Below are 22614 nucleotides of genomic sequence, written 5' to 3' on the forward strand. Positions count from 1 at the left end.
ATAATGCGCATAATAGGGGAACAAGAGGTGATTGCTATGAATACTGGATATCTCTCCCTATGGATTCTTATCATTGCGGTAATATTAATCGTAACGGGCTGGAGAGAGCAAGTGGTTGGACATAGTAAGCTCTGGCTAGTAGCAGCTGCCGCTGGATTCAGCTTAATGCTCCAGCATGAGGTGGTAACCATCCAGAGCGGCCTGCATGGGATAATCAACATTCATCTCAGCATCATTGGTGTGCTTATTGTAGTTGCTGCAGCGGCTAGAGGGACTCGGCAGGCAGCTTCCTTGCTCCTGTGCGTGGTGAGCTCATTGCTCGTAGGCATCATATGGGGAAGTGTGAGAATCATGTACAGCTATGACCCCGTCCTCTATGTATTCCATCCGACTTGGGACGGACCTCTCATTGGAGGATTACTGACAGCAGCCTTCACGACGAAGGTGCCGAATCAAGCCGCAATCATCGGAGCGGGCGCTCTAGCCGCCGATGCTCTTGCAATCATCTGGCTTCCAGACGGTAATCCTTATACAATAGGCCATCTGAGCTGGTGGGATACCTGCATATTGGCCTATGCGACTGCAAGAGCGGCTTCGGCAGGAGGGCGACTTGTATCGATTGCTGCTGTGCGGCTGCGTACAAGCTTAACGAACAATCGAGGGGGACAATCACCTTCATGAATCAGCTGCTGCTTGAGAATCGAACGCTGCTGGGTGTGCTGTTAGGCATCCTTCTAGGTACAATAGCCAGATTGCTCATGCTTCGTACCGACTATCGTCAATATCCGACTTATCCTCATGGCAAGATCATCCACATCTCCCTTGGAGTCATTGCCGCAGCTCTTGGAGCCGTAGCGGTTCCTGCCTTGTTCAACAAGGATTATACGGCTATAACCTTCCTTACTCTAGCTGCACAACAATTCCGCGACGTTCGTAAGATGGAGAGAGAGACACTCACCAAGATCGACAGCCTTGAGCTCGTCGGACGAGGTTCGACATATATTGAGGGAATAGCGATGGTGTTCGAAGGGAGGAATTATCTAGTCATCATGGTAGCGCTGCTCACCAGTCTGTTCGCGATCTCCTTCAATTGGATATGGGGAATAGCAGCAGGAGCAGTCTCTCTCCTCATAGTAAGGGCACTTCGTTCCGGCAAGTCGGTGTCGCATATCGCGGAAGCCGTACATGCCCCCGTTAGGGTCGAAGGACCCAATCTATATGTCGGTGATATCTATATAATGAATGTTGGGCTTAAGAGCAATCAGCAGATTATAGCGGAGCGCGGGCTCGGTCTCATCCTGCAGCCGTACAACGCTAACGGTAAGGCAACCTTAAGCAATCTAGGCCAGAGGCAAGCGATCTTGTTCGATCTGTCAACGATTCTCGGCGTATATCGGGATGAGGGCGAGCCCTCCCTGATTCCAATGGCTAAGCTGGATATGAAGGATGGCCGCCTTGCCGTCTTCTTCCTCCCACAGGAGATTGATGCTGCGAAGGCGAGGGAGATTATTCACCGGGTACCTATCCTTGAATCAGCCGTTCGCATGCCTCTGAAGGCGTCGATTAATCAAGAGCCTAAGGAAGGTGAGACCCATGGCTAACATTGTGGCCGTAGTATCGATGCAGTCGAATCATGTACACGGCGGTCCGCCTATCTTCATCGTTGATGATGAGCAGCAGCTGCAGAACACGGCGTTCCTGCTCGAGAAGATATTAGATGCAAGCGCCCATGATATTCACAACGGCACCATTATCCTTGTCAATCATCATATATGAAAAGTTAGCCAAGTCCGTTCTTTTTTGCTATGATGGGTATCGTGAGTATTTTTGGAGGAGTGAAACTATGGCTAGACCCATTATTGCTATTGTTGGACGTCCGAACGTGGGGAAATCTACGATCTTCAACCGCGTCATCGGAGACCGTCTTGCAATTGTTGAAGATAAACCAGGTGTAACCCGAGACCGCATATACGGAGTCGGCGAATGGAACGGTAAAGCCTTCAGCATTATTGATACAGGCGGTATTGAAATAGACGGCGAGGACGAAATTCTGAAGTCTGTGCGTATGCAGGCTGAGCTTGCTGTGGAAGAAGCGGACGTTATTATTTTCATGGTGGATGCAAAGACTGGCCTTACCCATGCGGATGAGGAAGTATCTCAGATGCTGTTCCGCTCCAGGAAGCCGATTGTCGTAGCCGTGAACAAGGTAGATAATCAGAATCGAATGGACGAGGTGTACGAGTTCTACGGACTTGGCTTCGGTCAGCCAATCGCCATCTCGGGATCGCACGGAATTGGAATAGGTGATCTGCTTGATGCGGCTGTTGAGCTGCTTCCTGAGATTGAAGATGACGGCTATGATGAGGATGTTATACGAGTGGCTCTTATCGGACGCCCGAATGTAGGCAAGTCCTCGCTTGTTAACGCTCTTCTCGGTGAAGAACGAGTCATCGTCAGCAACGTTGCTGGAACGACCCGGGATGCCATCGATACGCCATTCGAGCGAGACGGACAGCGCTATGTCCTCATTGATACAGCTGGAATGCGCAAGCGCGGCAAGGTGTATGAGTCAACGGAGAAGTATAGCGTAATGCGTGCCCTGAAGGCAATCGAACGCGCAGATGTGGTGCTGACGCTCATTAACGGAGAGGAAGGCATCATTGAGCAGGACAAGCATATTGCAGGATTCGCTCATGAAGCAGGCAAGGCGGCTGTATTCGTCGTGAATAAGTGGGACGTGGTAGAGAAGGACGAGAAGACGATGCAGGAGTTCACGCAGAATATTCGCGATCACTTCCTGTTCATGACGTATGCGCCAATCGTATTCTTGTCTGCGCTGACGAAGTCGCGTCTACATAAGCTGCTTCCTGTCGTCAACCATGTGTCGGAACAGCATGCGATGCGCATTCAGACTCATCTTCTTAATGATGTCGTCTCCGATGCTGTTGCGGTGAACCCTCCTCCGACGGACAAGGGCAGACGTCTGCGTATTAACTACGTGACTCAAGTTGCGACGAAGCCTCCTACGATTGTTATATTTGCGAATGATCCGGATATGATGCACTTCTCGTATCAGCGGTATTTGGAGAATAAAATTAGAGCTGCATTTGACTTTGAAGGCACCCCTGTCCGATTGTTCACTCGTCGGAAGTCCGATGAAGATTAGGAGAGAGAGCACTTGCTGTATGCTATTGCTGCGGTAATCTTAAGTTATCTGTTAGGTTCAGTATCGTTCAGTATTATGGCAGCTAAGCTGGTGAAGGGCATTGACATTCGTCAGCATGGCAGCGGTAATGCCGGGGCAACCAATACACTAAGGGTGCTCGGCAAGGGTCCGGGCATCATCGTCTTCTTACTTGATATTGGCAAGGGTATAGCAGCCGTACTGCTTGGTGCAGCATTAAGCGGTCAATCCGATTGGGTTCCCGTTCTGTGTGGACTAGCCGCGATCGTGGGGCATAACTGGCCGATCTGGTATCGCTTCAAGGGAGGGAAGGGTGTTGCGACGACGGTAGGTGTCATGGCGACTCTGGCCTTCATCCCTGCATTAATTGCAGGTATAATTACAATTCTAGTTATCGCAATCACCCGATATGTGTCACTTGGATCGCTTGTATTCGCTGTCTTAACACCTATTATCCTTGTCATCATGGAAGCCTCATTACCTATTCTACTTGTCAGCCTTATCCTTGGAATCTTCTCCTTCATCCGTCATCGTACGAACATCGTGAAGCTGTGGCAGGGGCAAGAGAATAAGCTCGGGGCGAAGAAAGGGCAGTGACCCATCATGAATAACGAGATGAGCAAGTCGCGTCGCCGCGCAGCAGTATTAGTTGCGGGGAGCTGGGGAACCGCCTTGTCGGTAGTCCTGGCGAACAATAATTATGAGGTCAGCCTATGGACGCGAAGCGAGCAGCAGGCTGCGGATATTAACGAGAACGGTACGAACAACAAGTTCCTTCCAGGTGCCAAGCTGCCACAGTCGATCCGAGCAACGACTAACATGGAGGAGGCGCTGCGGGATGCAGAGCTGGTCCTGTTCGTGGCTCCGTCTTCAGCGATGCGCGCTGTAGCCGAGCAGGCTGCTCCATACCTGAGCAAGGATGCCCTAGTGGTTCATGCGACGAAGGGGTTCGAATCCGAGACGTACAAGCGTATGACGACCGTATTGTCAGAGGAACTTAGCAGAGCGGAGGGAGACCTCGTTGTCCTGTCAGGGCCAAGTCATGCTGAAGAGGTTGTCCACGGGCAGCCAACGACGGTCGTGGTCGCCTCTGCTTCTCAGCAAGCGGCAGAAGCAGCGCAGGATGCCTTCATGAATGGCACATTCCGGGTGTACACGAATCCGGACGTAGTCGGTGTGGAAGTGGCTGGAGCAATTAAGAATATCATTGCCCTTGGTGCTGGACTGTCTGACGGTCTAGGATTCGGGGACAATGCGAAGGCTGCGCTGCTCACACGGGGCCTCGCTGAGATTGGGCGGCTCGGCGCTGCGATGGGTGCTAGTCCCTCTACATTCGCAGGACTAGCAGGTGTAGGAGATCTGGTTGTAACGTGCACAAGCCAGCACAGCCGGAATTGGCGGGCAGGATCTATGCTCGCTGACGGAACTCCGCTGGAGGATGTTCTCACCCGTATGGGAATGGTTGTCGAAGGTGTCCGTACAACGAGAGCTGCCAATACCCTGGCTAAGGAATATGGCGTTGAGATGCCGATTACCGAGCAATTATACGAAGTGCTGTTCGCCGGCAAGACGCCTAAGGCTGCCGTTGAGGAGCTGATGGGCCGCTTGCGGACCAATGAGATGGAGCAGGCCGGAGAAGCCTGGGGCCTACACCAATCCTAGCCTAGCCTCATATGATGGATATGTAACATCGTCCATGCAGGCTGGAGGTGAGGAAATATGGGCAACAAGGATATTTCCAAGGATGTATTAAGCTCAATCAACAAGAAGACCGGTAAGAAGATATCCGAGAATGAGGTTAAGAAGCTGGCCAGCGGCGTTACCGCAGAGACGATGCAGAGTGAAGCTGAGCTGCGCAAGCTGATTAAGCAAGTCTCAACGATGGCTAAGGTGCCTGTCGCGGAATCGACGGTTAACGATATCGTGAAGGCTGTCAAGGCAAGCGGGATGAACATGAACAGTATGGAAACGTTAATGAAGATGATGATGAAGAAGTAAGGAAGCGGACAAAAGCACAGGCGACATTCGAACCGGGCGGCTTTTTCGCCCGTCGGATGGAAGCTTTGTGCTTTTGTCCTTTTGCATAGGGGATGCTATAATTATTGTACTATTGACACTGGGAGAAGATTAGAACGATGGATGCAATGACGAAGATGTGGGTATCACTGATTGGGATTGGCCTCATGGCGCTGGCTGCTGTCATTATTACACTCGCCAGATTGAAGACGAAGGGATTCCTCAAGTTAGTATTATCAACCGCAGCCTTCCTGCTGCTTGTCGTCGGATTCCTATGCGGACTTATATCCATTATATAGAACACGCTATAACACAGGTGAGAGCGGTACATAGAGCATACATTGCAAGGAGAGGCAGGCTTGTTGACAGATGATTGAATTAACGGGAAGAACGATACAGGCGGCGGTACCTTCGGAGTCAGGATTATCACTGCTGGACCATGCGCTTAAGCATAAGGTGGATTGGGCATTCTCATGCTCAAGGGGAACCTGTGCCAGATGCCGTTGTCTAGTCACTCAAGGGGCAGAGGCGCTGGGTGAGATTACAGATGAGGAATGGGACCGGATGGAGCCGGAGGAGTTCGATGCAGGCTATCGGCTGGGCTGCCAAGCGATTGTCAAGCATACAGACATTACGATTACAGCTAAGAATGCACCTTATTTCTGAAGAAGGAAGTGCCTGCAATGGATGAGAGACGGAGGATCCAGCGTGCGCTCGCAATCATAGCGAATGCAGCGAAGGACAGCGGTATTAGCTGGGTCGTTGGAGGCAGTGCAGGACTTCTGCTAAGAGGAATTCCGCTGCCAGAGATGCCTCGCGACTTGGATCTCTACGCTGACATAGGGGATGCGGATCTCCTTCATGAGCGGCTGCTTCCTTATGCAACGGATCAGCAGGCTGTCAGCGAGACGCCGATCTATCTCTCTAAGCTTAGTCATTATAGGATTGCAGGAATAGCGATAGAGCTGGTTGGGGGCTTCGTCATTACGGCTCGTAACTGCCGGTATGAAGTAGAGGTAAGGAATTGCTTGCTGCCAAGAGCAGCAGCCTGTGGCATGATTGAAGCCGAGGCAAGCCTTGTCCCCCTTGCTCATGAGCTGTGGTTCAATGTACTCCGTGAGCGGTATGACCGTGTAGCTGTTATTGCAGAGGCCATCCGAAGAGAGCCGCAAGCTCATCTGGACGCGCTGCATGAGCTGGAGCAACGCAACGAGTTCACGTCTGAGCTGATTGCCCAAGTGCACCATAGTCTCGGAATTCAGAGGGCGGTGAATCGTGTATGAATGAATCCATTACCTTCTGGCCGTCGGGCCGCAAGGTGTCTGTTCGGCCGGGTACGACCGTCCTGGATGCAGCAAGGCGTGCCGGCGTCCCGATTAAGACTAGATGCGACGGGAAGGCTGCTTGCTTCATGTGCAAGGTAACGGTAAGACCCGGCAGCCAGCTGTCGCCCATCGCTGACAATGAGCGTAGGAAGCTCTCAGGCTTGCATGAATCAGGCATTCGGCTATCCTGCCAGGCCAGGATCATCGGAGCAGCTGAAGTTGAAGTGCCTGTAGATCCGCTTCGCTCGGTCGTTGAACGGCAGCTGGCCAGGCAGCGTGCGGAGCAGGATGACAGCCTCTGGTAGAGAGAGGCAAGTATTACGATGAATATTGGAAGAGCAAGGGGGTAATTACCGATGATACCGCGTTGGAATCACGGTTCAGCAGGACGTGTCGGCTATCTTATCGTATTATGTATCCTATTAGCTGTAATATCAGGCTGTATGTACCCGGAGAATCAGATGAAGCAGAGCGGCGGTGCTCCCAAGGAAGCGGTACGAACGGTTCAAGCAGCGATTGACCAGTACCAGGCGGAGACGTCCTTGCTTCCGATAGAGAACAGCGCTTCGGATACTCCCCTCTATGAGAAGTTCAAGATTGACTTCGGCAAGCTGCAGCGAGCAGGGTATCTATCATCCATTCCTGGAGCTGCCTTCGAGAATGGCGGGAATTATTACTTCCTGTTAATTGATGAAGAGACGAAGCCGAGAGTTAAGCTGTTAGACCTCGTCACATTCCAGCAGATGAATGATCTTGCTTCCTGGATTAAGGAGTATCAGGCAGCGAACAACGACGGGCTCCCGCTTGGCGAGCAGGCATATCCCGGCTTCTACCGAGTAGATTATGCTAAGCTGAACAAGCAAGAGCAGAAGATTCGAAGCATCTACTCCGGTCAGACGCTGACTGCAATGATCGATGAGCAAGGGAATGTATACACGGATTATGGGCTTGATATTATGCGTGCGGTTGACAAGCTCGAAGATAAGGAGCTGGATCCAGCGCTTGATCTAAGAACTCTTCTAGTGGACCAATCGGAGTTCGTGCCTGTTAAGGCCCCTGTCTATCATTGGGTGAATAACGAACCGACCGCTGTTATCGCTAAGTAATGATGGAGATCCTCTTCAACCCTTATGGGGCGGAAGAGGATTTTTTGCGTGAACTGCCTCCTATTCGTCATAGAGTACTCTAGCGGATCATATATTTGAATCTTGTGAAGGGAAGGAATTCGGCCCGGGTACGCGAGGGAAAAAAAGATTTTCGTAGAAACATCGTCATAATCGGGACAGCCGCACATAAGCTAATACTAGTCCAAAAGCATGTACGAGTTGCGTCGCTGGCCTGCCCTGGTTGTCCGGTGGATGGCGGCGAACCGGAAAATCGATTGGGAGGGGATATTCAGTGGAGAAAGTGGACATTTTCAAGGACATAGCCGAGAGAACCGGCGGGGATATTTACCTCGGGGTAGTCGGGGCGGTCCGTACGGGTAAATCAACCTTTATCAAACGGTTCATGGAGACAGTCGTCCTCCCCAACATTACGAGCGAGAGCGACCGCGTCAGAGCAATTGACGAGCTTCCTCAGAGCGCCGCGGGCAAGACAATCATGACAACAGAGCCTAAGTTCGTACCGAACCAAGCGGTACAGCTGCGAGTGGCAGAAGGTCTAGATGTGAATATCAGACTGGTAGACTGCGTCGGTTATGCGGTCGAAGGTGCCAAGGGATATGAGGATGAGAATGGTCCTCGTATGATTACAACGCCTTGGTTCGATGATCCGATACCGTTCCAAGAGGCGGCGGAGATTGGGACCAGGAAGGTTATCCAAGAGCACTCTACTCTTGGGGTCGTCGTAACAACCGACGGCACGATTGCTGAGATTCCTCGTCAATCCTATGTGGAGTCGGAAGAGCGTGTCATTGGCGAGCTGAAGGAAGTAGGCAAGCCGTTCGTCCTTATTATTAACTCGACGAGACCAAGAAGCGAAGAGGCTCTGCAGCTGAGGAGCGAGCTTCAAGCGAAGTACGACATCCCAGTCATGACGCTCAGCGTGGCTACAATGGGCGAGGAAGATGTCATGTCCGTCCTGCGTGAAGTGCTCTATGAATTCCCGGTTCATGAAGTGAATGTCAATCTTCCGAGCTGGGTCATGGTACTGAACGAGCAGCACTGGCTGCGCAGCAACTATGAGAACTCGGTCCGCGATACCGTGAAGGACATTCGCAGATTGCGAGACGTTGACCGGGTCGTTGCCCAGTTCATGGAATATGACTTCATTGCAAGAGCAGGCCTCAGCGGCATGAATATGGGGCAAGGAGTAGCCGAGATTGACCTGTACGCACCAGATGAACTGTACGATCGCATTCTGATGGAAGTCGTCGGCGTAGAGATCAGGGGCAAGGATCATCTACTCCAGCTCATGCAGGAATTCTCACATGCCAAGCGGGAGTACGACCGGTTCGCAGGCGCCCTTGAGATGGTCAAGACGACGGGCTATGGCATTGCGGCACCTACACTGGCTGAGATGGCACTTGATGAGCCGGAGCTCATCCGTCACGGCTCACGCTTCGGTGTTAGACTGAAGGCTACAGCACCATCGATTCACATGATTCGAGTGGATGTTGAGTCCGAATTCGCTCCGATTATCGGCACAGAGAAGCAGAGTGAGGAGCTGGTCAGATACCTCATGCAAGACTTCGAGGCCGATCCAATCAAGATCTGGGAATCCGATATATTCGGCCGATCGCTGCACTCCCTCGTACGTGAAGGCATTCAAGGCAAGATCGCGATGATGCCGGACAATGCGCGCTACAAGCTGCAAGAGACATTAGGCAGAATTATTAACGAGGGATCAGGCGGGTTGATTGCCATCATCTTATAACTCACAAGTCAACAGATAAGAGCTGTTCTGCTAAGGCGGAATGGCTCTTCCTTGTGCTGTTTTGAGGGCATAATGAATGAATTTGTGAGGAATCCTATCATTTCATAACCAAATACTTGAAATTGCCTATTAGCTGTATTACTATAAATTTGTTCGTCTTCAAGGTATATTTTTGAAGTGTTCGGTGAATAAGAGGGATAAGATGCGTTAACAGCGTTAACTCTACAAACCCTTTGGGGGAGGTGAAACAAAATGAACAAAACAGACTTGATCAACAAAGTAGCTGAACTTAGCGATCTGTCCAAGAAGGATGCAACCAAAGCGGTGGATGCCGTGTTCGATGCAATCTCAGATGCTCTTCAGAGCGGAGATAAAGTCCAATTGGTAGGCTTCGGCAACTTCGAGGTTCGGGAGCGCCAGGCTCGTAAAGGGCGTAATCCTCAAACTGGTGAAGAGATCGATATCGCAGCTAGTAAAATGCCAGCTTTCAAACCGGGTAAGTCACTCAAAGATCTTGTATCCAATTAGTATACATATGCTGCACAAGCGGCATAGACCAACGCCTGGACACCTTGTGTCCGGGCGTTTTTTGTACGCCTAGTCACAAGCGCTTGTTAACCTTGCTGGCATCTGCTAGAGGATTGACATTCCATAGAAATTTCGATAGACTGAGCTTTGCAGTTATCCCGGGTAGGACGGACATTAGCGCAGCTTGGTAGCGCGCAGCCTTGGGGTGGATGAGGTCGTGGGTTCAAATCCCGCATGTCCGACCAGCCCAGGCTGCAAGAGGATGACAAGGCTCCTCGCGGAAGACCGTGGACTACCGAGGTTGGTTACAGGTTGGATACATAACCCATAAGTGTCTGGAGGCTAACAGCATGGATGATAAGCACCATGGTGATTATATTGTTGTCAAGGCGAAGGATCAAGGCGTGCAGGTTATCGGACTGACACGAGGGACGGATACGAAGTTCCATCATACCGAGAAGCTGGATAAGAATGAAGTGCTGATTGCACAATTCACCGACCATACTTCTGCAATTAAGATTCGCGGCAAGGCTATCGTCATGACGAAGTACGGAACGGTTGAGACGGACCAATAGCAACTCCCTGAAGAAAGCAGGCATAGCTTGCTTTCTTTGTTTGTACAATGGGGTATAAGGATTGTCTGGATTACCCAGCCAGCTCCTACCCTGTGTATGGAAGAGGTGCCGTATGTCAATCGCTAGAGGAATGGCAACAGCTCTAATGACGACCATGGCTGCCGTCCTGTTAATCTCCTTGCTCCCGCACGGGGAGTGGAAGAGTCCCGCGCAGCGGGAGGAAATATCCGTCTTCCGCAACATGCCATATAAGCGAATAGGAAATGATAATCTCGTAGATGCGATGGTAAGTCTGCAATTGTCTGAGCGTCTGACGAAGGTGGAGTGGAAGAGCGCGGTATTGTCTGTCGATGTTAGAGTAGACAGCGGAGCCAGTCAGCCTGAACGCTGGTTCGCCGATGTAGAGAAGCTTATTCGACTATCCTTCCTCCATATGGAGAATGTGAATCGGCTGCTTGTCCGATTCGTTGAATACAAGCCCAACGCGGGTGCGGGCAGTATGAATTCGCACACTGCGATGCGGCTGTTATTCGCTGCTGACATCCGCAAGTCCGATCAATGGCTGGCTGACTCCCTGGACGGGATGAAGGAAGCCGATCCCATACATAGCGAGCTGTGGAGGAAGCGGCTGCGCCTCAGCTTCACCTCGGCGTGGAACGAGCGCTTCGGCAAGGTAACGCCTTATACGGCAACCCCTTCGGATAGCAAGTAGGAGACAAGCCGGGATCAACTTCGGGAATGAGTGGAAGCTCGAAGTACGAGCGATAGGCGCTTGGTTAAAGTTGTGTTATAATAGCCTGTAGATTATTAGACGGATTGCTTTGTTCGGAGGCTTACCCCATGAGACCATACCGTATATCAGAATTAGCCAAAAAGTATGTAGAATATGACATGATTCAAGCGCATACGGAGCTGCCGACCTTCCCAGATTCACGGATTCGGCTGCTCTATGCTTTTTTAAGTCACAATCCGCCGTCTGAGCGCCATAGCGAGCTCTATTCACTGGTTACCTCGCTCGTTCAGATGGGAATGGATACGCATGATACAATTGATACCGACTTAGACAAGAGGCCAGAGAATGAGATGCGCTCCAGACAGCTGAAGGTGCTTGCGGGAGACTACTTCAGCAGCCGCTTCTACCAGCTGCTGTCCCAAGCGGGCCAGATGGATATGATCAGCCGAATCAGCGAAGCGGTATGTGAAGTGAATAGGCTGAAGGTGAACCTCTACATGAAGATGCAGCAGGTTAAGCTGACAGCCGAGGATTACTTGAGCCAGTCTGTACAGGTTCGAAGTGAGCTGTTCCAAGTATTCACATCTGTGCTTGAGGGCAAGCTCTCTCGAATATGGCCGGAGCTGCTAAGCGGACTTAGCCGCTGTGAGGTCGTGCTAGAGGAGCTTCAGCGCAGCGATTCGCCGGAGTCATTCCATGGCAGCTGGGCATATTGGCATATCTGGCAAGTGGGTACTGAGGATGAACGGCGTCAGCTCGAGCTCAGCTCACAAGAGCCTGCCGTTGTACGAAGACTTCTAGAGAAATATGAGATTAAGGGACAGCTTGCAGCTAAGCTTCGAAGCAGCGTTGAAGGGATTCTGTCTATCGGAGCCAAGCTTGATTCAGACAAGCTTCTTCATGAGCTCCGCGGCACTTGCGATCTCTTCCAGCGCAAGCTGGCTTCTGTTCCTGCTCTCTAACGTGGACGGAGTGATAAGGTGATTACGGATTCGAATTCCAAGGAGCATGTTCACGATGTATTCGAGAATATCGCTCCCAAGTATGACTTAATGAATGATCTTCTGAGCTTCCGCATGCACAAGCTATGGCGCGGCTTCACGATGAAGAAGATGAATGTACAGCCTGGACAGTCTGCCCTGGATCTGTGCTGCGGCACCTGTGACTGGACCATTGCGCTGGCACAGGCTTCCGGTACAGGGCAGGTTGTTGGATTAGACTTCAGCCAGAATATGCTTGACCATGGAGCACTTAAGGTGAGCAAGCATGGCCTCGGCACACAGATTACACTCGTGCAAGGCAATGCAATGAGCCTGCCGTTCGAGGATCATTCCTTCGACTACGTTACGATCGGCTTCGGACTTCGGAATGTACCCGATATCGAGCAAGTACTCTCTGAGATGAAGCGGGTCGTTAAGCCCGGAGGACAAGTAGTCTGTCTGGAGTTGTCCAAGCCTACCTGGCAGCCGTTCAAGTCTATCTATTATTTGTACTTCGAGCGCATTCTGCCCATGGTGGGCAAGCTGGTAGCCAAGAGCTTCCAAGAATACAAGTGGCTTCCTGATTCCTTGAAGGTGTTCCCTGGCCGCCTAGAGCTAGCTGAGCTGTTCCGCCGAACGGGTCTCGCGCAAGTGAAGGCTTATCCATTAACCGGAGGAATAGCTGCTCTGCACATAGGAACGAAGGAGACACAGAAGTAATGATTCGCAAAATTCGTATTTTCCTAGAAATGATTAAGTTCGAGCATACAATCTTCGCTCTCCCGTTCGCCTTCATGGGTTCCTTGCTCGGGGCAGTTGTCATGGAGAACAGGCTTCCGGAGTGGAGCGAGATTGGATGGGTTCTGCTCGCGATGTTCGGAGCGAGAAGCGCAGCGATGGGGCTCAATCGTCTCATTGACTGGAGAATTGACAAGGATAATCCCAGAACCTCCATGCGCGCTATCCCGGCAGGACTGCTGAAGGCGGCAGAGGTCATTGTCTTCATCGTAATCTCATTCATCCTGCTATTCGCCGCAACGCTGAACCTGGAGCCGATTACCATCAAGCTGATGCCGATTGCCGTCCTACTCCTTGTCCTGTATTCTTATACCAAGCGATTCACTTGGCTGTGCCACGTCGTATTAGGACTTACCATAGGTCTGTCCCCGCTAGGCGGATGGGTAGCAGTGACGGGTGAGTTCAATCTGGCTGCATGGCTGCTCTATATTACGATTGCACTATGGATAGCCGGCTTCGACATTATCTATGCTACTCAGGATTGTGAATATGATCGCAAGGAAGGGCTTCACTCCATTCCATCCCGCTTCGGTATTAATCGGGCACTCTGGATTGCTAGGAGCTTCCATCTGTTGACGGCTGTCGGGTTCCTAGCCCTATTCTGGATCACTGAACTAAGCTGGATGTACCTCATCGGTATTATTGGGGCAATCATAATTCTGTTCTATCAGCATTATCTCGTCACACCAAGTGACCTCTCCCGCGTACCGGTAGCCTTCTTCGGTATGAACGGCACATTAAGCGTGGTCGTCTTCCTGTTCACGATTACAGATCTGGTGGTGCTGCACCGATGGTAGAGGCTACAGAACAATTCGACCGTGCAGTAGACCATAACAGAGTTCGACTACGCCGATTCGTCGTAGGCATAACAGGTGCCAGCGGCTCCATCTATGGCGTTCGGCTGGTAGAGGAGCTGCTTCATGCGCAGTTCCATGTTCACTTGATTATTACGGAGGCGGGCTGGAGAGTTCTGAAGGAAGAGCTGGGGTGGTCGGCATCCAGCCGCCAGGCTGCGCTTCAGGCTCGGTTCGGCGAAGCATTGGAGCAGAATCGACTAACCGTTCACCCGAATGCCGACATCGGGGCAAGCATCGCAAGCGGTTCCTATCAAGTGGAAGGTATGGCGGTCATCCCGTGCTCAATGGGCACACTTGCCTCTATCGCTCACGGCATATCGGATGACCTCATGACTCGGGCAGCGGACGTTATGCTCAAGGAAGGGCGCAAGTTGCTTCTTGTCCCAAGAGAGACCCCGCTGCACGCCATTCATCTTGAGAATATGCTCCAACTAGCTAGGCTTGGCGTACGTATGATTCCGGCTATGCCGGCCTTCTATTACGGGCCGCAATCAATGGACGACATGATTAACTTCCTGGTTGGCAAGGTCATGGACAATATTCCTGTTGACCATCAATTGTACAGAAGATGGGGAGATGAGCCAGATGAGCAATAGGGGCTCAATTACCATCGGACGCATTGATTATGCTAACGCTTGGCCGATCTTCCAGAACCATGAATCCTTCATTGAACAAGCCTCTTACCGCACTCTGAAGTCTGTTCCCTCGGACCTGAATGCGGCGCTGCGAAGCGGCGAGCTCGACGTATCTGCCGTATCGTCATTCGCTTATGGTGAGCATAGCGAGGATTATGTGCTGCTTCCAGACTTATCAGTCTCTTCGAAGGGCAAGGTGCATTCCATCCTGCTCTTCCTGAAGAAGCCACTAAGTGAGGTGTTAAGCGGAACCATCGCTCTGACGAGCGCGTCAGCGACCTCTATCACCTTGTTGAAGATCATCATCAGCATGTATTATGGCGGGAATCCGGTCTATAAGCGAGCGGCTCCAGTGCTGGATGAGATGCTGGAATCCGCAGACGCTGCCCTGCTTATCGGGGACCCTGCTATACGTGCTTACTGGCAGAACAAGGGCTATGAAGTCATTGATCTCGGAGAGCTATGGCATAAGTGGACAGGACTAGGGATGACTTATGCGGTGGTTGCGGTTCGCCGTGACGCTGCTCTAGCCGAGCCAGCAGCCATTGCGGATGTCCACCAGTCCCTCCTTGCGGCGAAGAGCTACAATCTTCAGCATCCGGAGCTGCTCGCAGCTAAGGCCTGTGCAGAGATTGGCGGCAGCCCAAGCTATTGGAACACTTATTTCAACGATTTGAAGTACAGCTTTGACACATCTCAACAGGAAGGGCTAGCCCTTTACTTCCGATATGCGAAGCAGCTTGGCTTATTAGAGCGGGATGTGCATATGACATTTCTAGAAGACCAATCTGCCCTACAGGTGAATGAATGAAACTACTGGACTTGTATGCCAAAATGAAAGGCGATCTAAACCAGATCGAGCAAGAGCTGGAGAAGAGCGTGACGACTGACCATGCGCTCTTATCGGCTACCTCACTGCATCTATTGAAGGCCGGCGGCAAAAGAATTCGTCCGGTATTCGTGCTGCTGTCAGGGAAGTTCGGGGAGTATCGCCTTGACGTCATGAAACAAATAGCTGTTCCGCTGGAGCTTATCCATATGGCCTCGCTCGTACACGATGACGTGATCGATGATGCTGAGACCAGACGTGGACAATTAACCGTGAAGTCGAAGTGGGACAATCGCATTGCCATGTATACAGGGGACTTCATCTATGGCAAGGCCTTGTCCATTGCTGCACAGCTTCACAATCCGCTCATTCACAAATATTTGTCCAAAGCCATGGTTCAAATGTGCATTGGTGAAATGGAGCAGATTCGAGACTTCTTCAACACGGAGCAATCCGTTCGGAATTACTTGCTTCGTATTCGGAGGAAGACCGCACTGCTCATCGCGATCTCCTGCCAGCTTGGCGCCTTGGCAGCAGAGACGGATGTCACGACAGCGAATCGGCTCTACCGGTTCGGCTACAACGTAGGCATGGCCTTCCAGATTCGGGATGATCTGCTCGATCTGCTTGGTACGGAGAAGCAGATTGGCAAGCCTCCAGGATCGGATATGCGGCAAGGCAATATTACGCTTCCTGTCATACTTGCGCTGCAGGAACCCGAGATCAAGCAGCCGCTCCTTCAGGAGATTACCCGGATTCATCATGCGGAGGGACTGGCGGATACGAGCCGGGCTATCTCGCTCATACGCGGCAGCGGAGGAATCGACAAGGCAGATGCTCTAGCGAATCAATATATAGCGAAGGCGCTTCATGCCCTCTCCGGGCTGCCGAACTTGCCAGCCAAGAAGAACCTGATGGACATTGCACATTTTGTGAACAAGAGAAGCTATTAATCCTGTTACATTGGTGAAAGGGTGGATGACGGATGGAGAGAACGTTCCTAATGATTAAGCCGGATGGGGTTCAGCGCGGATTGATAGGAGAGATTGTGGCCCGCTTCGAGAAGAAGGGACTGCAGCTGGCAGCGGCGAAGTTCATGATGGTTAGCCCTGAGCTGGCTAAGACCCACTATGGAGAGCATGAGGGCAAAGCATTCTACGAGCCGCTCCTTACCTTCATAACATCCGGACCCGTATTCGCCATGGTCTGGCAAGGGGACAACGTAATCGCCCTCACCCGAGCACTCATCGGCAAGACGAATGCGGTCGAGGCGGCGCCCGGCACCATTCGCTCGGATCTGGCTGTACATACGAACTTCAACTTGATTCACGGATCGGATTCCATAGAGAATGCCGAGAGAGAGATCGGTATCTTCTTCTCATCGGATGAGCTAATAGACTACGATCATACCATACAGAGATGGATCTAAAATCATTCATCTAGATCTGCAGCTCATACAAGCGAGGGGAATCACTTGTCAGAGGATCATGATTTTACCGCATTCATCCATCATATTAAGAGCAAGACGAACATTGACTTGTCCCAGTACAAGGAAGGGCAGATGAAGCGTCGGCTGACCACTCTCCGGCAGAAGCATGGCTATGACACGTTCCAGCTGTATTGGTCGGCTATGGACAAGGACCGGGCACTGTTCGAGGAATTCCTGGATCGTATGACGATTAACGTATCCGAATTCTGGCGCAATCCTAACCGCTGGGATGTGCTTCATACGAAGTTTCTGCCCGAGATGCTGCAGGGAGGCGGACGTCTTCGAATATGGAGCGCTGCATGCTCAACAGGTGAAGAGCCGTATACGCTCGCTATGATACTCTCTGAGCTGGGGGCGGTGGACCGCTGCTCGATTCAAGCTACCGATCTGGATGCGGCTGTGCTGAAGAAGGCCTCCGAAGGAGTGTATATGGATCGCTCGATTCGAGATGTTCCGGATTCCTACGTCGATCGTTATTTTGCGAAGCATGGGGATCACTACGTCGTGAAGGACAGCCTTAAGCGCTCGATCTCCTTCAAGCAGCAAAATATGCTGCATGATGAGTTCACAGGCGGACCATTCGACCTGATTGTCTGCCGTAACGTGATGATATACTTCACCGAGGATGCCAAGCATCTGCTGTATCATAAGTTCGCTGGGGCGCTGAAGCCTGGTGGACTGCTGTTCGTTGGCAGCACAGAGCAGATCTTCTCCCCGGCTCAATATGGCTTCGAATCGGCAGATACGTTCTTCTATCGAAGAGTGTAGCAATTGGCGAGGACGTATATCCTACTCTATGTTCTCCTATACTAGGAATAGTGAATCTTAGTCAGGAGGTCAGAGGATGGATAAGCGCCAAGTCATTACCGCCTACAGGCGAGGATTCGTCTCCCTGCACGAGTGTGCTCAGATACTCGGCGTTGATCTTAATCAATTGTCAAGGCTGATGGAAGAGCCGCAGTCAGCCAGGGAACACTCGCAGTCCGCTAAGGAACATCCGCACAAGGATAGGCAATCGGTTAACAGCTAGATGAACAGCTATCTCATGGTTCCGTTTCAGAACCAGGGACAGCTGTTTTTTTTATGGCCATCAGATGATGGAGATGACCAATTACGCTCGCGCTTCAACGCTTTAGTCCGATGTAATCTCATTCTTGTCAAACTACCATGGCTGTACTATAATGAGCAAAGATGTTTCGGCCAGTGCAGGCTGGACCGCATGAAGGAGGAGCTTGGTTTGAGTTTACGGTATTTGACAGCGGGCGAGACACACGGTCCACAATTAACAGCCATCATTGAGGGACTGCCAAGCAATCTGACGATTGACTTCGAGGAGCTGAACTTCCAGCTTCATCGCCGTCAGAAGGGACATGGCCGCGGCCGACGGATGCAGATCGAGAAGGATACGGCACAGGTCGTCGGCGGAGTTCGCCACGGACGTACAACAGGAGCTCCCGTAGCATTAATCGTTGCCAATAACGATTGGAAGCATTGGACTAGCGTCATGAATATCGAGCCGATTGAAGGCTCGGATGAAGATAAGCGCCGCGTACATAGACCACGTCCAGGACATGCAGACCTGAACGGCGGATTGAAGTATGACTTGAAGGATCTGCGCAACGTGCTTGAGCGATCCAGTGCGAGGGAGACGGCTGCACGGGTAGCTGTTGGCGGAATTGCTCGTCAGCTGCTTGCTGAGTTCGGCATTAAGGTTGCCGGACAGGTCATTCGAATCGGTGAAGTAGAGGCTCCAGCTAATCAGCTGTCCGTCGATGAGCTGATTCAGCAGACCGAAGAATCACCTGTACGTGTAGTTGACAAGGCAACAGAAGAGAAGATGATGGCCTACATTGATCAGATCAAGGCTGAGGGCGATTCCATCGGCGGAGTCGTTGAATGTATCGTTGAGGGCGTACCTATCGGACTAGGGAGCCATGTGCAATATGACAGGAAGCTTGATGCGAGAATTGCCGGCGCAGTTGTATCCATCAACGCGTTCAAGGGCTGTGAGATCGGCATCGGCTTCGAAGCAGGCCAGCTTCGCGGCTCACAAGTGCATGATGAGATTATGTACAGTGAGGAGCGCGGATACTATCGGGCTTCGAATCGACTGGGCGGCTTCGAAGGCGGAATGACGAATGGAGAGCAGATCGTCGTCCGCGGCGTCATGAAGCCCATCCCTACGTTGTACAAGCCGCTTCGCAGTGTAGACATTGACACGAAGGAGCCATTCACTGCCCAAGTCGAGCGTTCCGACAGCTGCGCGGTTCCAGCGGCGAGCGTCGTCATGGAGCATGTCGTAGCCTGGGAAGTGGCGAAGGCCTTCCTCGAGAAGTTCGGCGGAGATTCCATTGAGGAGATTCGTGCGAACCTGAACAGCTATCTGGAACAAGTAGGACGGTACTAGGATGCGGGAGCTTAAGGTCGACCTAGGTGATCGCTCTTATCCCATATATATTGGCGAAGGTCTCCTCGCGGAGGCCTCCCTCTACTTCGACAAGCATAGCATCAGCAAGAAGTCCCCAGTCTTAATCATTAGCGATGCGACGGTGGCTGGGACGTATCTGCTTCCGCTCCAGCAGCAGCTTGAATCAGCTGGCTACCGGGTCGCCACCGCTGTGGTGCCTGCAGGAGAGAGCTCCAAGTCGCTGCAGCAGCTCCAAGAGCTTGTGACCGTTGCCCTAGAGGCAGGGCTTGATCGCAAGTCAACGATTGTTGCCCTCGGCGGAGGAGTCGTTGGCGATCTGGCAGGCTTCGCTGCCGCTGCTTATATGCGCGGCATCCGCTTCGTCCAGATCCCGACGACGATACTCGCGCATGATAGCAGCGTCGGGGGCAAGGTTGCGGTCAATCACCCACTCGCGAAGAACATTATTGGAGCGTTCCATCAGCCCGAGTTGGTGCTCTACGATCTGAATACGCTTCAGACGCTGCCGCCTCGCGAAGTTCGTGCTGGGCTTGCGGAAGTGGTGAAGCACGGATTAATATGGGATGAGACTTTCGTACAGTGGTGCGTTGCACACGCAGAGAAGCTCTTATCCCTGGAGCCAGAGGCGTTAGGTTATGCACTCTACAATGGCTGCAGCGTCAAGGCTGAAGTAGTCTCCAGAGATGAGAAGGAGAATGATCTGCGAGCCATCCTGAATCTTGGACATACGATTGGCCATGCCATTGAGGCGGTAGCCGGGTACAACGAGATTCTCCACGGAGAAGCGATTGCAATCGGCATGATTGGTTCTGCAAGGCTTGGTGTTCAATTAGGAGCACCACAGGAAGTGTACACGGTCACGAAGCAAGTACTGGAGGCCTGTGGCCTTCCGACAAGGCTGCCAGCCCATTATGATGTTGATGCGATCATGGAAGCGATGATGCACGACAAGAAGTTCCAGGAAGGCTCGATGGTATTCGTCGTTCCAACGGCCATTGGCACCGTTCAGATTCGCAGCGATGTGCAAGCATCGATGGTGAGAGATATAGTAGAGCAGCTGAAGAGGGAGGACTAGACTTCATGAGCGTTAGAGGAGTTCGCGGAGCGATAACAGTAGATGTCAATGAAGAACAGCCGATTCTAAGCGCAACGATAGATCTGTTGAATGAGATTGTTACCGATAATGGCATCACGCCAGAGGATATCTGCAGCGTGTTCATCACGGTAACCGGAGACTTGGATTCTACCTTCCCTGCCAGAGCGATCAGGAAGATGGGCGGCTGGGAGCTTGTGCCCTTAATGTGCTCCGTTGAGATTCCAGTGAAGGGCAGTCTGGAGAAGTGCATTCGTCTCATGGTGCATGTGAATACCGATAAGAGCCAGGCAGAGATTAAGCACGTCTATCTAGGCGGGGCGCAGGCTCTTCGGCCCGATCTAAGCAAAGCATAAGTTGACGGTCAGCAGCTGGATGTTGTATATTGGAACGTAAGTGATGAGATGAGATGAGCAGGTTAGACAGAGTTTAGATGAGCTGAGTAGAGCTGAGTGGAGCAGACCGTAGCAGGTGAAGCGGAGAATGAGTCGAGCAGAGAATAGAAGGAAGCAGCATCAGGTGAACCTTATTTTAGGGGTAACACTTTATATGCCTATTTTCTTGTATGTGCTCTTACAATCTTCGTTAACTCGTTTCAACGGGTTCTCCAACCCTTACTTTCGTCATCATCTATAACGATGCTCCTGCCCTCGGCAGGAGCTTTTTTGATTAGAATAAGATGGGGGAATAAGCAGATGACGAATGAATTGCAGATGATTAAGCGGCTGGCTGGCACTTATAACTTAATTCCAATTGTACGGAGAATGATGGCGGATACCGAGACGCCGATCCGGTTGTTTCAGCATTTTGCGAAGGAGAAGCATGCGTTCCTGCTCGAGAGTGTCGAGGGCGGCGTGAAGTGGGCTCGTTACTCATTCATCGGAACGGATCCATTCATGATGCTATACGGCAAGAACGGAGAGATGGTGCTCGAGCGCGGCGGGGAGAAGCAGATTCTGCGTGAGGAGCCGATTGAGCTGCTGAAGGCGCATCTTCGCTCCTTCCGAAGTCCGTCTGTACCAGACCTCCCGCCGTTCACCGGCGGAGCGATCGGATTCTTCGGCTATGATCTGCTGCAGTATTATGAGAAGCTTCCACCGCACCGGATTGATGATCTGCAGATGAATGACTTGCAATTCATGTTCTGCGACCAAGTAATCGTATTCGACCACTTCAAGCAGGAGCTTCAGATTATTGGCAACGTCCATCTGCCGGAGCTTGCGACGGAACAGAGTATAGAGCAAGCTTACGATCAAGCGGTGAGCAAGATCGAAGCAACGATACAGCGGCTGCAGCAGCCCGTTACCATACCAGTGAATGCTGGCGGCATGCTGCCCGAGGAGACGGAGCTTGGTGAGGTCGAATCGAATCTGACGAAGGAACAGTTCATCTCGAACGTGGAGCAGGCGAAGGAATATATTCGAGCAGGCGATATATTCCAAGTTGTGCTGTCCCAGCGCTTCTCCATTGAGACGGATGTTGATCCGCTTCATGTCTATAGAGTTCTTCGTACCATGAATCCTTCTCCATACATGTATTATCTGAAGATGGGAGAGGAGATTATCGTCGGCACCTCTCCTGAAGCATTGGTTAAGGTCAATGGGGACCGTGTTGAGACGAGGCCGATAGCCGGTACGAGACCGAGAGGCCGCACGACAGAGGAGGACCAGAGGCTTGAGCGTGAGCTGCTGGCGGATGAGAAGGAGCGGGCAGAGCATCTGATGCTCGTCGATCTCGGGCGTAATGATATCGGGCGTGTCTCCGAATTCGGCACCGTCAAGTGCGATTCCTATATGGAGGTTGAGCGCTATTCCCACGTGATGCATATCGTCTCCAACGTATCTGGCAAGCTGCACAAGGACAAGGACTTCTTCGACGCCTTCATCTCCTGCCTGCCCGCCGGTACCGTGTCCGGGGCGCCTAAGCTAAGAGCGATGGGCATTATTGCAGAGCTGGAGAATGAAGCACGCGGAGCGTATGCGGGAGCGATTGGTTATCTGGGGTTCGGCGGTTCGATGGATACGTGTATTACGATACGGACGATTATTTTCAAAGGTGGCAAAGCCTACGTGCAAGCAGGAGCGGGAATTGTATGGGACTCCGTGCCGGAGAGTGAATATACCGAGACCGTCAACAAAGCGATGGGCATGCTGAAGGCCGTTCGCCGGGCGGAAGCGATCTTCGATACGAGCCGTACGCGTACCGATAAGTTCCATGACATTAATATGGATTATTACGTCTTGGCCGGAGAAGGTGTGTCCGAATGA

The 22614-nt window shown here is 51.8% G+C and carries 29 protein-coding genes and 1 tRNA gene; all 30 read left to right on the forward strand.

Annotation, left to right across the window (positions count from 1 at the left end):
- Positions 1-36: 36 nt before the first annotated feature.
- The 30 genes from ACFO9Q_RS12145 to trpE all read left to right on the forward strand — a co-directional run bounded on the left by ACFO9Q_RS12145 (position 37) and on the right by trpE (position 22614).
- Positions 37-681 (forward strand): hypothetical protein, encoded by a 645-nt coding sequence (locus tag ACFO9Q_RS12145; protein ID WP_379182246.1) that lies wholly within the window; start codon positions 37-39, stop codon positions 679-681.
- Positions 678-1601: a YIEGIA family protein gene (locus ACFO9Q_RS12150; protein WP_379182249.1), complete on the forward strand. Its 924-nt coding sequence runs from the start codon at positions 678-680 to the stop codon at positions 1599-1601. Before ACFO9Q_RS12145 ends, ACFO9Q_RS12150 begins: the two co-directional genes overlap by 4 nt.
- Positions 1594-1776, forward strand: a complete 183-nt coding sequence (locus ACFO9Q_RS12155; RefSeq protein WP_379182251.1) for a capping complex subunit for YIEGIA — start codon at positions 1594-1596, stop codon at positions 1774-1776. Before ACFO9Q_RS12150 ends, ACFO9Q_RS12155 begins: the two co-directional genes overlap by 8 nt.
- A gap of 67 nt (positions 1777-1843) precedes the next feature.
- Entirely contained in the window at positions 1844-3166 is a 1323-nt protein-coding gene (der, locus tag ACFO9Q_RS12160) for a ribosome biogenesis GTPase Der (RefSeq protein ID WP_379182253.1), read from the forward strand.
- A 12-nt stretch (positions 3167-3178) separates the two neighbouring features.
- Complete coding sequence (gene plsY, locus ACFO9Q_RS12165; RefSeq protein WP_379182256.1) at positions 3179-3781, forward strand: glycerol-3-phosphate 1-O-acyltransferase PlsY; 603 nt, start codon at positions 3179-3181, stop codon at positions 3779-3781.
- A 6-nt stretch (positions 3782-3787) separates the two neighbouring features.
- Positions 3788-4846, forward strand: a complete 1059-nt coding sequence (locus ACFO9Q_RS12170) for an NAD(P)H-dependent glycerol-3-phosphate dehydrogenase (protein ID WP_379182258.1) — start codon at positions 3788-3790, stop codon at positions 4844-4846.
- 57 nt (positions 4847-4903) lie between these two features.
- Positions 4904-5182 (forward strand): stage VI sporulation protein F, encoded by a 279-nt coding sequence (locus ACFO9Q_RS12175; protein ID WP_379182260.1) that lies wholly within the window; start codon positions 4904-4906, stop codon positions 5180-5182.
- Between the two features lie 137 nt (positions 5183-5319).
- Positions 5320-5499, forward strand: a complete 180-nt coding sequence (locus tag ACFO9Q_RS12180) for a DUF2768 family protein (RefSeq protein ID WP_379182262.1) — start codon at positions 5320-5322, stop codon at positions 5497-5499.
- 70 nt (positions 5500-5569) lie between these two features.
- Complete coding sequence (locus ACFO9Q_RS12185) at positions 5570-5866, forward strand: 2Fe-2S iron-sulfur cluster-binding protein (RefSeq protein WP_379182264.1); 297 nt, start codon at positions 5570-5572, stop codon at positions 5864-5866.
- Between the two features lie 17 nt (positions 5867-5883).
- Positions 5884-6483, forward strand: a complete 600-nt coding sequence (locus ACFO9Q_RS12190; RefSeq protein ID WP_379182266.1) for a hypothetical protein — start codon at positions 5884-5886, stop codon at positions 6481-6483.
- Complete coding sequence (locus ACFO9Q_RS12195; protein WP_379182268.1) at positions 6480-6830, forward strand: 2Fe-2S iron-sulfur cluster-binding protein; 351 nt, start codon at positions 6480-6482, stop codon at positions 6828-6830. The genes ACFO9Q_RS12190 and ACFO9Q_RS12195 overlap by 4 nt, the downstream gene beginning before the upstream one ends.
- Before the next feature lie 51 nt (positions 6831-6881).
- Positions 6882-7631 (forward strand): hypothetical protein, encoded by a 750-nt coding sequence (locus ACFO9Q_RS12200; protein WP_379182270.1) that lies wholly within the window; start codon positions 6882-6884, stop codon positions 7629-7631.
- Positions 7632-7923: 292 nt separating this feature from the next.
- Positions 7924-9402, forward strand: a complete 1479-nt coding sequence (gene spoIVA / locus ACFO9Q_RS12205) for a stage IV sporulation protein A (RefSeq protein WP_379182272.1) — start codon at positions 7924-7926, stop codon at positions 9400-9402.
- Between the two features lie 252 nt (positions 9403-9654).
- On the forward strand, positions 9655-9930 hold the full coding sequence (locus ACFO9Q_RS12210; RefSeq protein WP_379182274.1) for an HU family DNA-binding protein: 276 nt from the start codon (positions 9655-9657) through the stop codon (positions 9928-9930).
- A 168-nt stretch (positions 9931-10098) separates the two neighbouring features.
- Positions 10099-10175: transfer RNA gene (locus ACFO9Q_RS12215), tRNA-Pro, on the forward strand.
- A gap of 105 nt (positions 10176-10280) precedes the next feature.
- Positions 10281-10505, forward strand: coding sequence for a trp RNA-binding attenuation protein MtrB (gene mtrB / locus ACFO9Q_RS12220; protein WP_379182276.1), 225 nt, complete (start codon positions 10281-10283; stop codon positions 10503-10505).
- 112 nt (positions 10506-10617) lie between these two features.
- A complete protein-coding gene (locus ACFO9Q_RS12225) occupies positions 10618-11217 on the forward strand; it encodes a hypothetical protein (RefSeq protein WP_379182278.1) in 600 nt (199 codons plus the stop codon).
- 128 nt (positions 11218-11345) lie between these two features.
- Entirely contained in the window at positions 11346-12200 is an 855-nt protein-coding gene (locus tag ACFO9Q_RS12230; RefSeq protein WP_379182280.1) for a heptaprenyl diphosphate synthase component 1, read from the forward strand.
- 18 nt (positions 12201-12218) lie between these two features.
- Positions 12219-12938 (forward strand): demethylmenaquinone methyltransferase, encoded by a 720-nt coding sequence (locus tag ACFO9Q_RS12235; protein WP_379182282.1) that lies wholly within the window; start codon positions 12219-12221, stop codon positions 12936-12938.
- Positions 12938-13813, forward strand: coding sequence for a UbiA-like polyprenyltransferase (locus tag ACFO9Q_RS12240; protein WP_379182284.1), 876 nt, complete (start codon positions 12938-12940; stop codon positions 13811-13813). The genes ACFO9Q_RS12235 and ACFO9Q_RS12240 overlap by 1 nt, the downstream gene beginning before the upstream one ends.
- The gene (locus ACFO9Q_RS12245) at positions 13807-14469 is read left to right on the forward strand and encodes a UbiX family flavin prenyltransferase (protein WP_379182287.1); all 663 of its coding nucleotides are present in this window, start codon (positions 13807-13809) and stop codon (positions 14467-14469) included. Before ACFO9Q_RS12240 ends, ACFO9Q_RS12245 begins: the two co-directional genes overlap by 7 nt.
- Positions 14459-15319 carry a menaquinone biosynthesis protein gene (locus ACFO9Q_RS12250; RefSeq protein ID WP_379182289.1) on the forward strand — a complete coding sequence of 287 codons (861 nt, stop codon included), beginning with the start codon at positions 14459-14461 and terminating at the stop codon, positions 15317-15319. The genes ACFO9Q_RS12245 and ACFO9Q_RS12250 overlap by 11 nt, the downstream gene beginning before the upstream one ends.
- Positions 15316-16290, forward strand: a complete 975-nt coding sequence (locus ACFO9Q_RS12255; protein ID WP_379182291.1) for a polyprenyl synthetase family protein — start codon at positions 15316-15318, stop codon at positions 16288-16290. The genes ACFO9Q_RS12250 and ACFO9Q_RS12255 overlap by 4 nt, the downstream gene beginning before the upstream one ends.
- A 32-nt stretch (positions 16291-16322) precedes the next feature.
- Positions 16323-16766, forward strand: a complete 444-nt coding sequence (ndk, locus tag ACFO9Q_RS12260) for a nucleoside-diphosphate kinase (protein ID WP_379182293.1) — start codon at positions 16323-16325, stop codon at positions 16764-16766.
- Positions 16767-16811: 45 nt separating this feature from the next.
- Positions 16812-17594: a CheR family methyltransferase gene (locus tag ACFO9Q_RS12265; RefSeq protein ID WP_379182295.1), complete on the forward strand. Its 783-nt coding sequence runs from the start codon at positions 16812-16814 to the stop codon at positions 17592-17594.
- 76 nt (positions 17595-17670) lie between these two features.
- Positions 17671-17856 carry a hypothetical protein gene (locus ACFO9Q_RS12270; protein ID WP_379182297.1) on the forward strand — a complete coding sequence of 62 codons (186 nt, stop codon included), beginning with the start codon at positions 17671-17673 and terminating at the stop codon, positions 17854-17856.
- Between the two features lie 207 nt (positions 17857-18063).
- The gene (gene aroC / locus ACFO9Q_RS12275) at positions 18064-19233 is read left to right on the forward strand and encodes a chorismate synthase (protein ID WP_379182300.1); all 1170 of its coding nucleotides are present in this window, start codon (positions 18064-18066) and stop codon (positions 19231-19233) included.
- A 1-nt stretch (position 19234) separates the two neighbouring features.
- Positions 19235-20329, forward strand: a complete 1095-nt coding sequence (gene aroB / locus ACFO9Q_RS12280) for a 3-dehydroquinate synthase (RefSeq protein ID WP_379182302.1) — start codon at positions 19235-19237, stop codon at positions 20327-20329.
- 5 nt (positions 20330-20334) lie between these two features.
- On the forward strand, positions 20335-20703 hold the full coding sequence (aroH, locus tag ACFO9Q_RS12285) for a chorismate mutase (protein ID WP_379182304.1): 369 nt from the start codon (positions 20335-20337) through the stop codon (positions 20701-20703).
- 339 nt (positions 20704-21042) lie between these two features.
- Entirely contained in the window at positions 21043-22614 is a 1572-nt protein-coding gene (trpE, locus tag ACFO9Q_RS12290; protein WP_379182306.1) for an anthranilate synthase component I, read from the forward strand.

This window comes from Paenibacillus sp. GCM10023252, assembly GCF_042653305.1.
Classification (GTDB): domain Bacteria; phylum Bacillota; class Bacilli; order Paenibacillales; family Paenibacillaceae; genus Pristimantibacillus.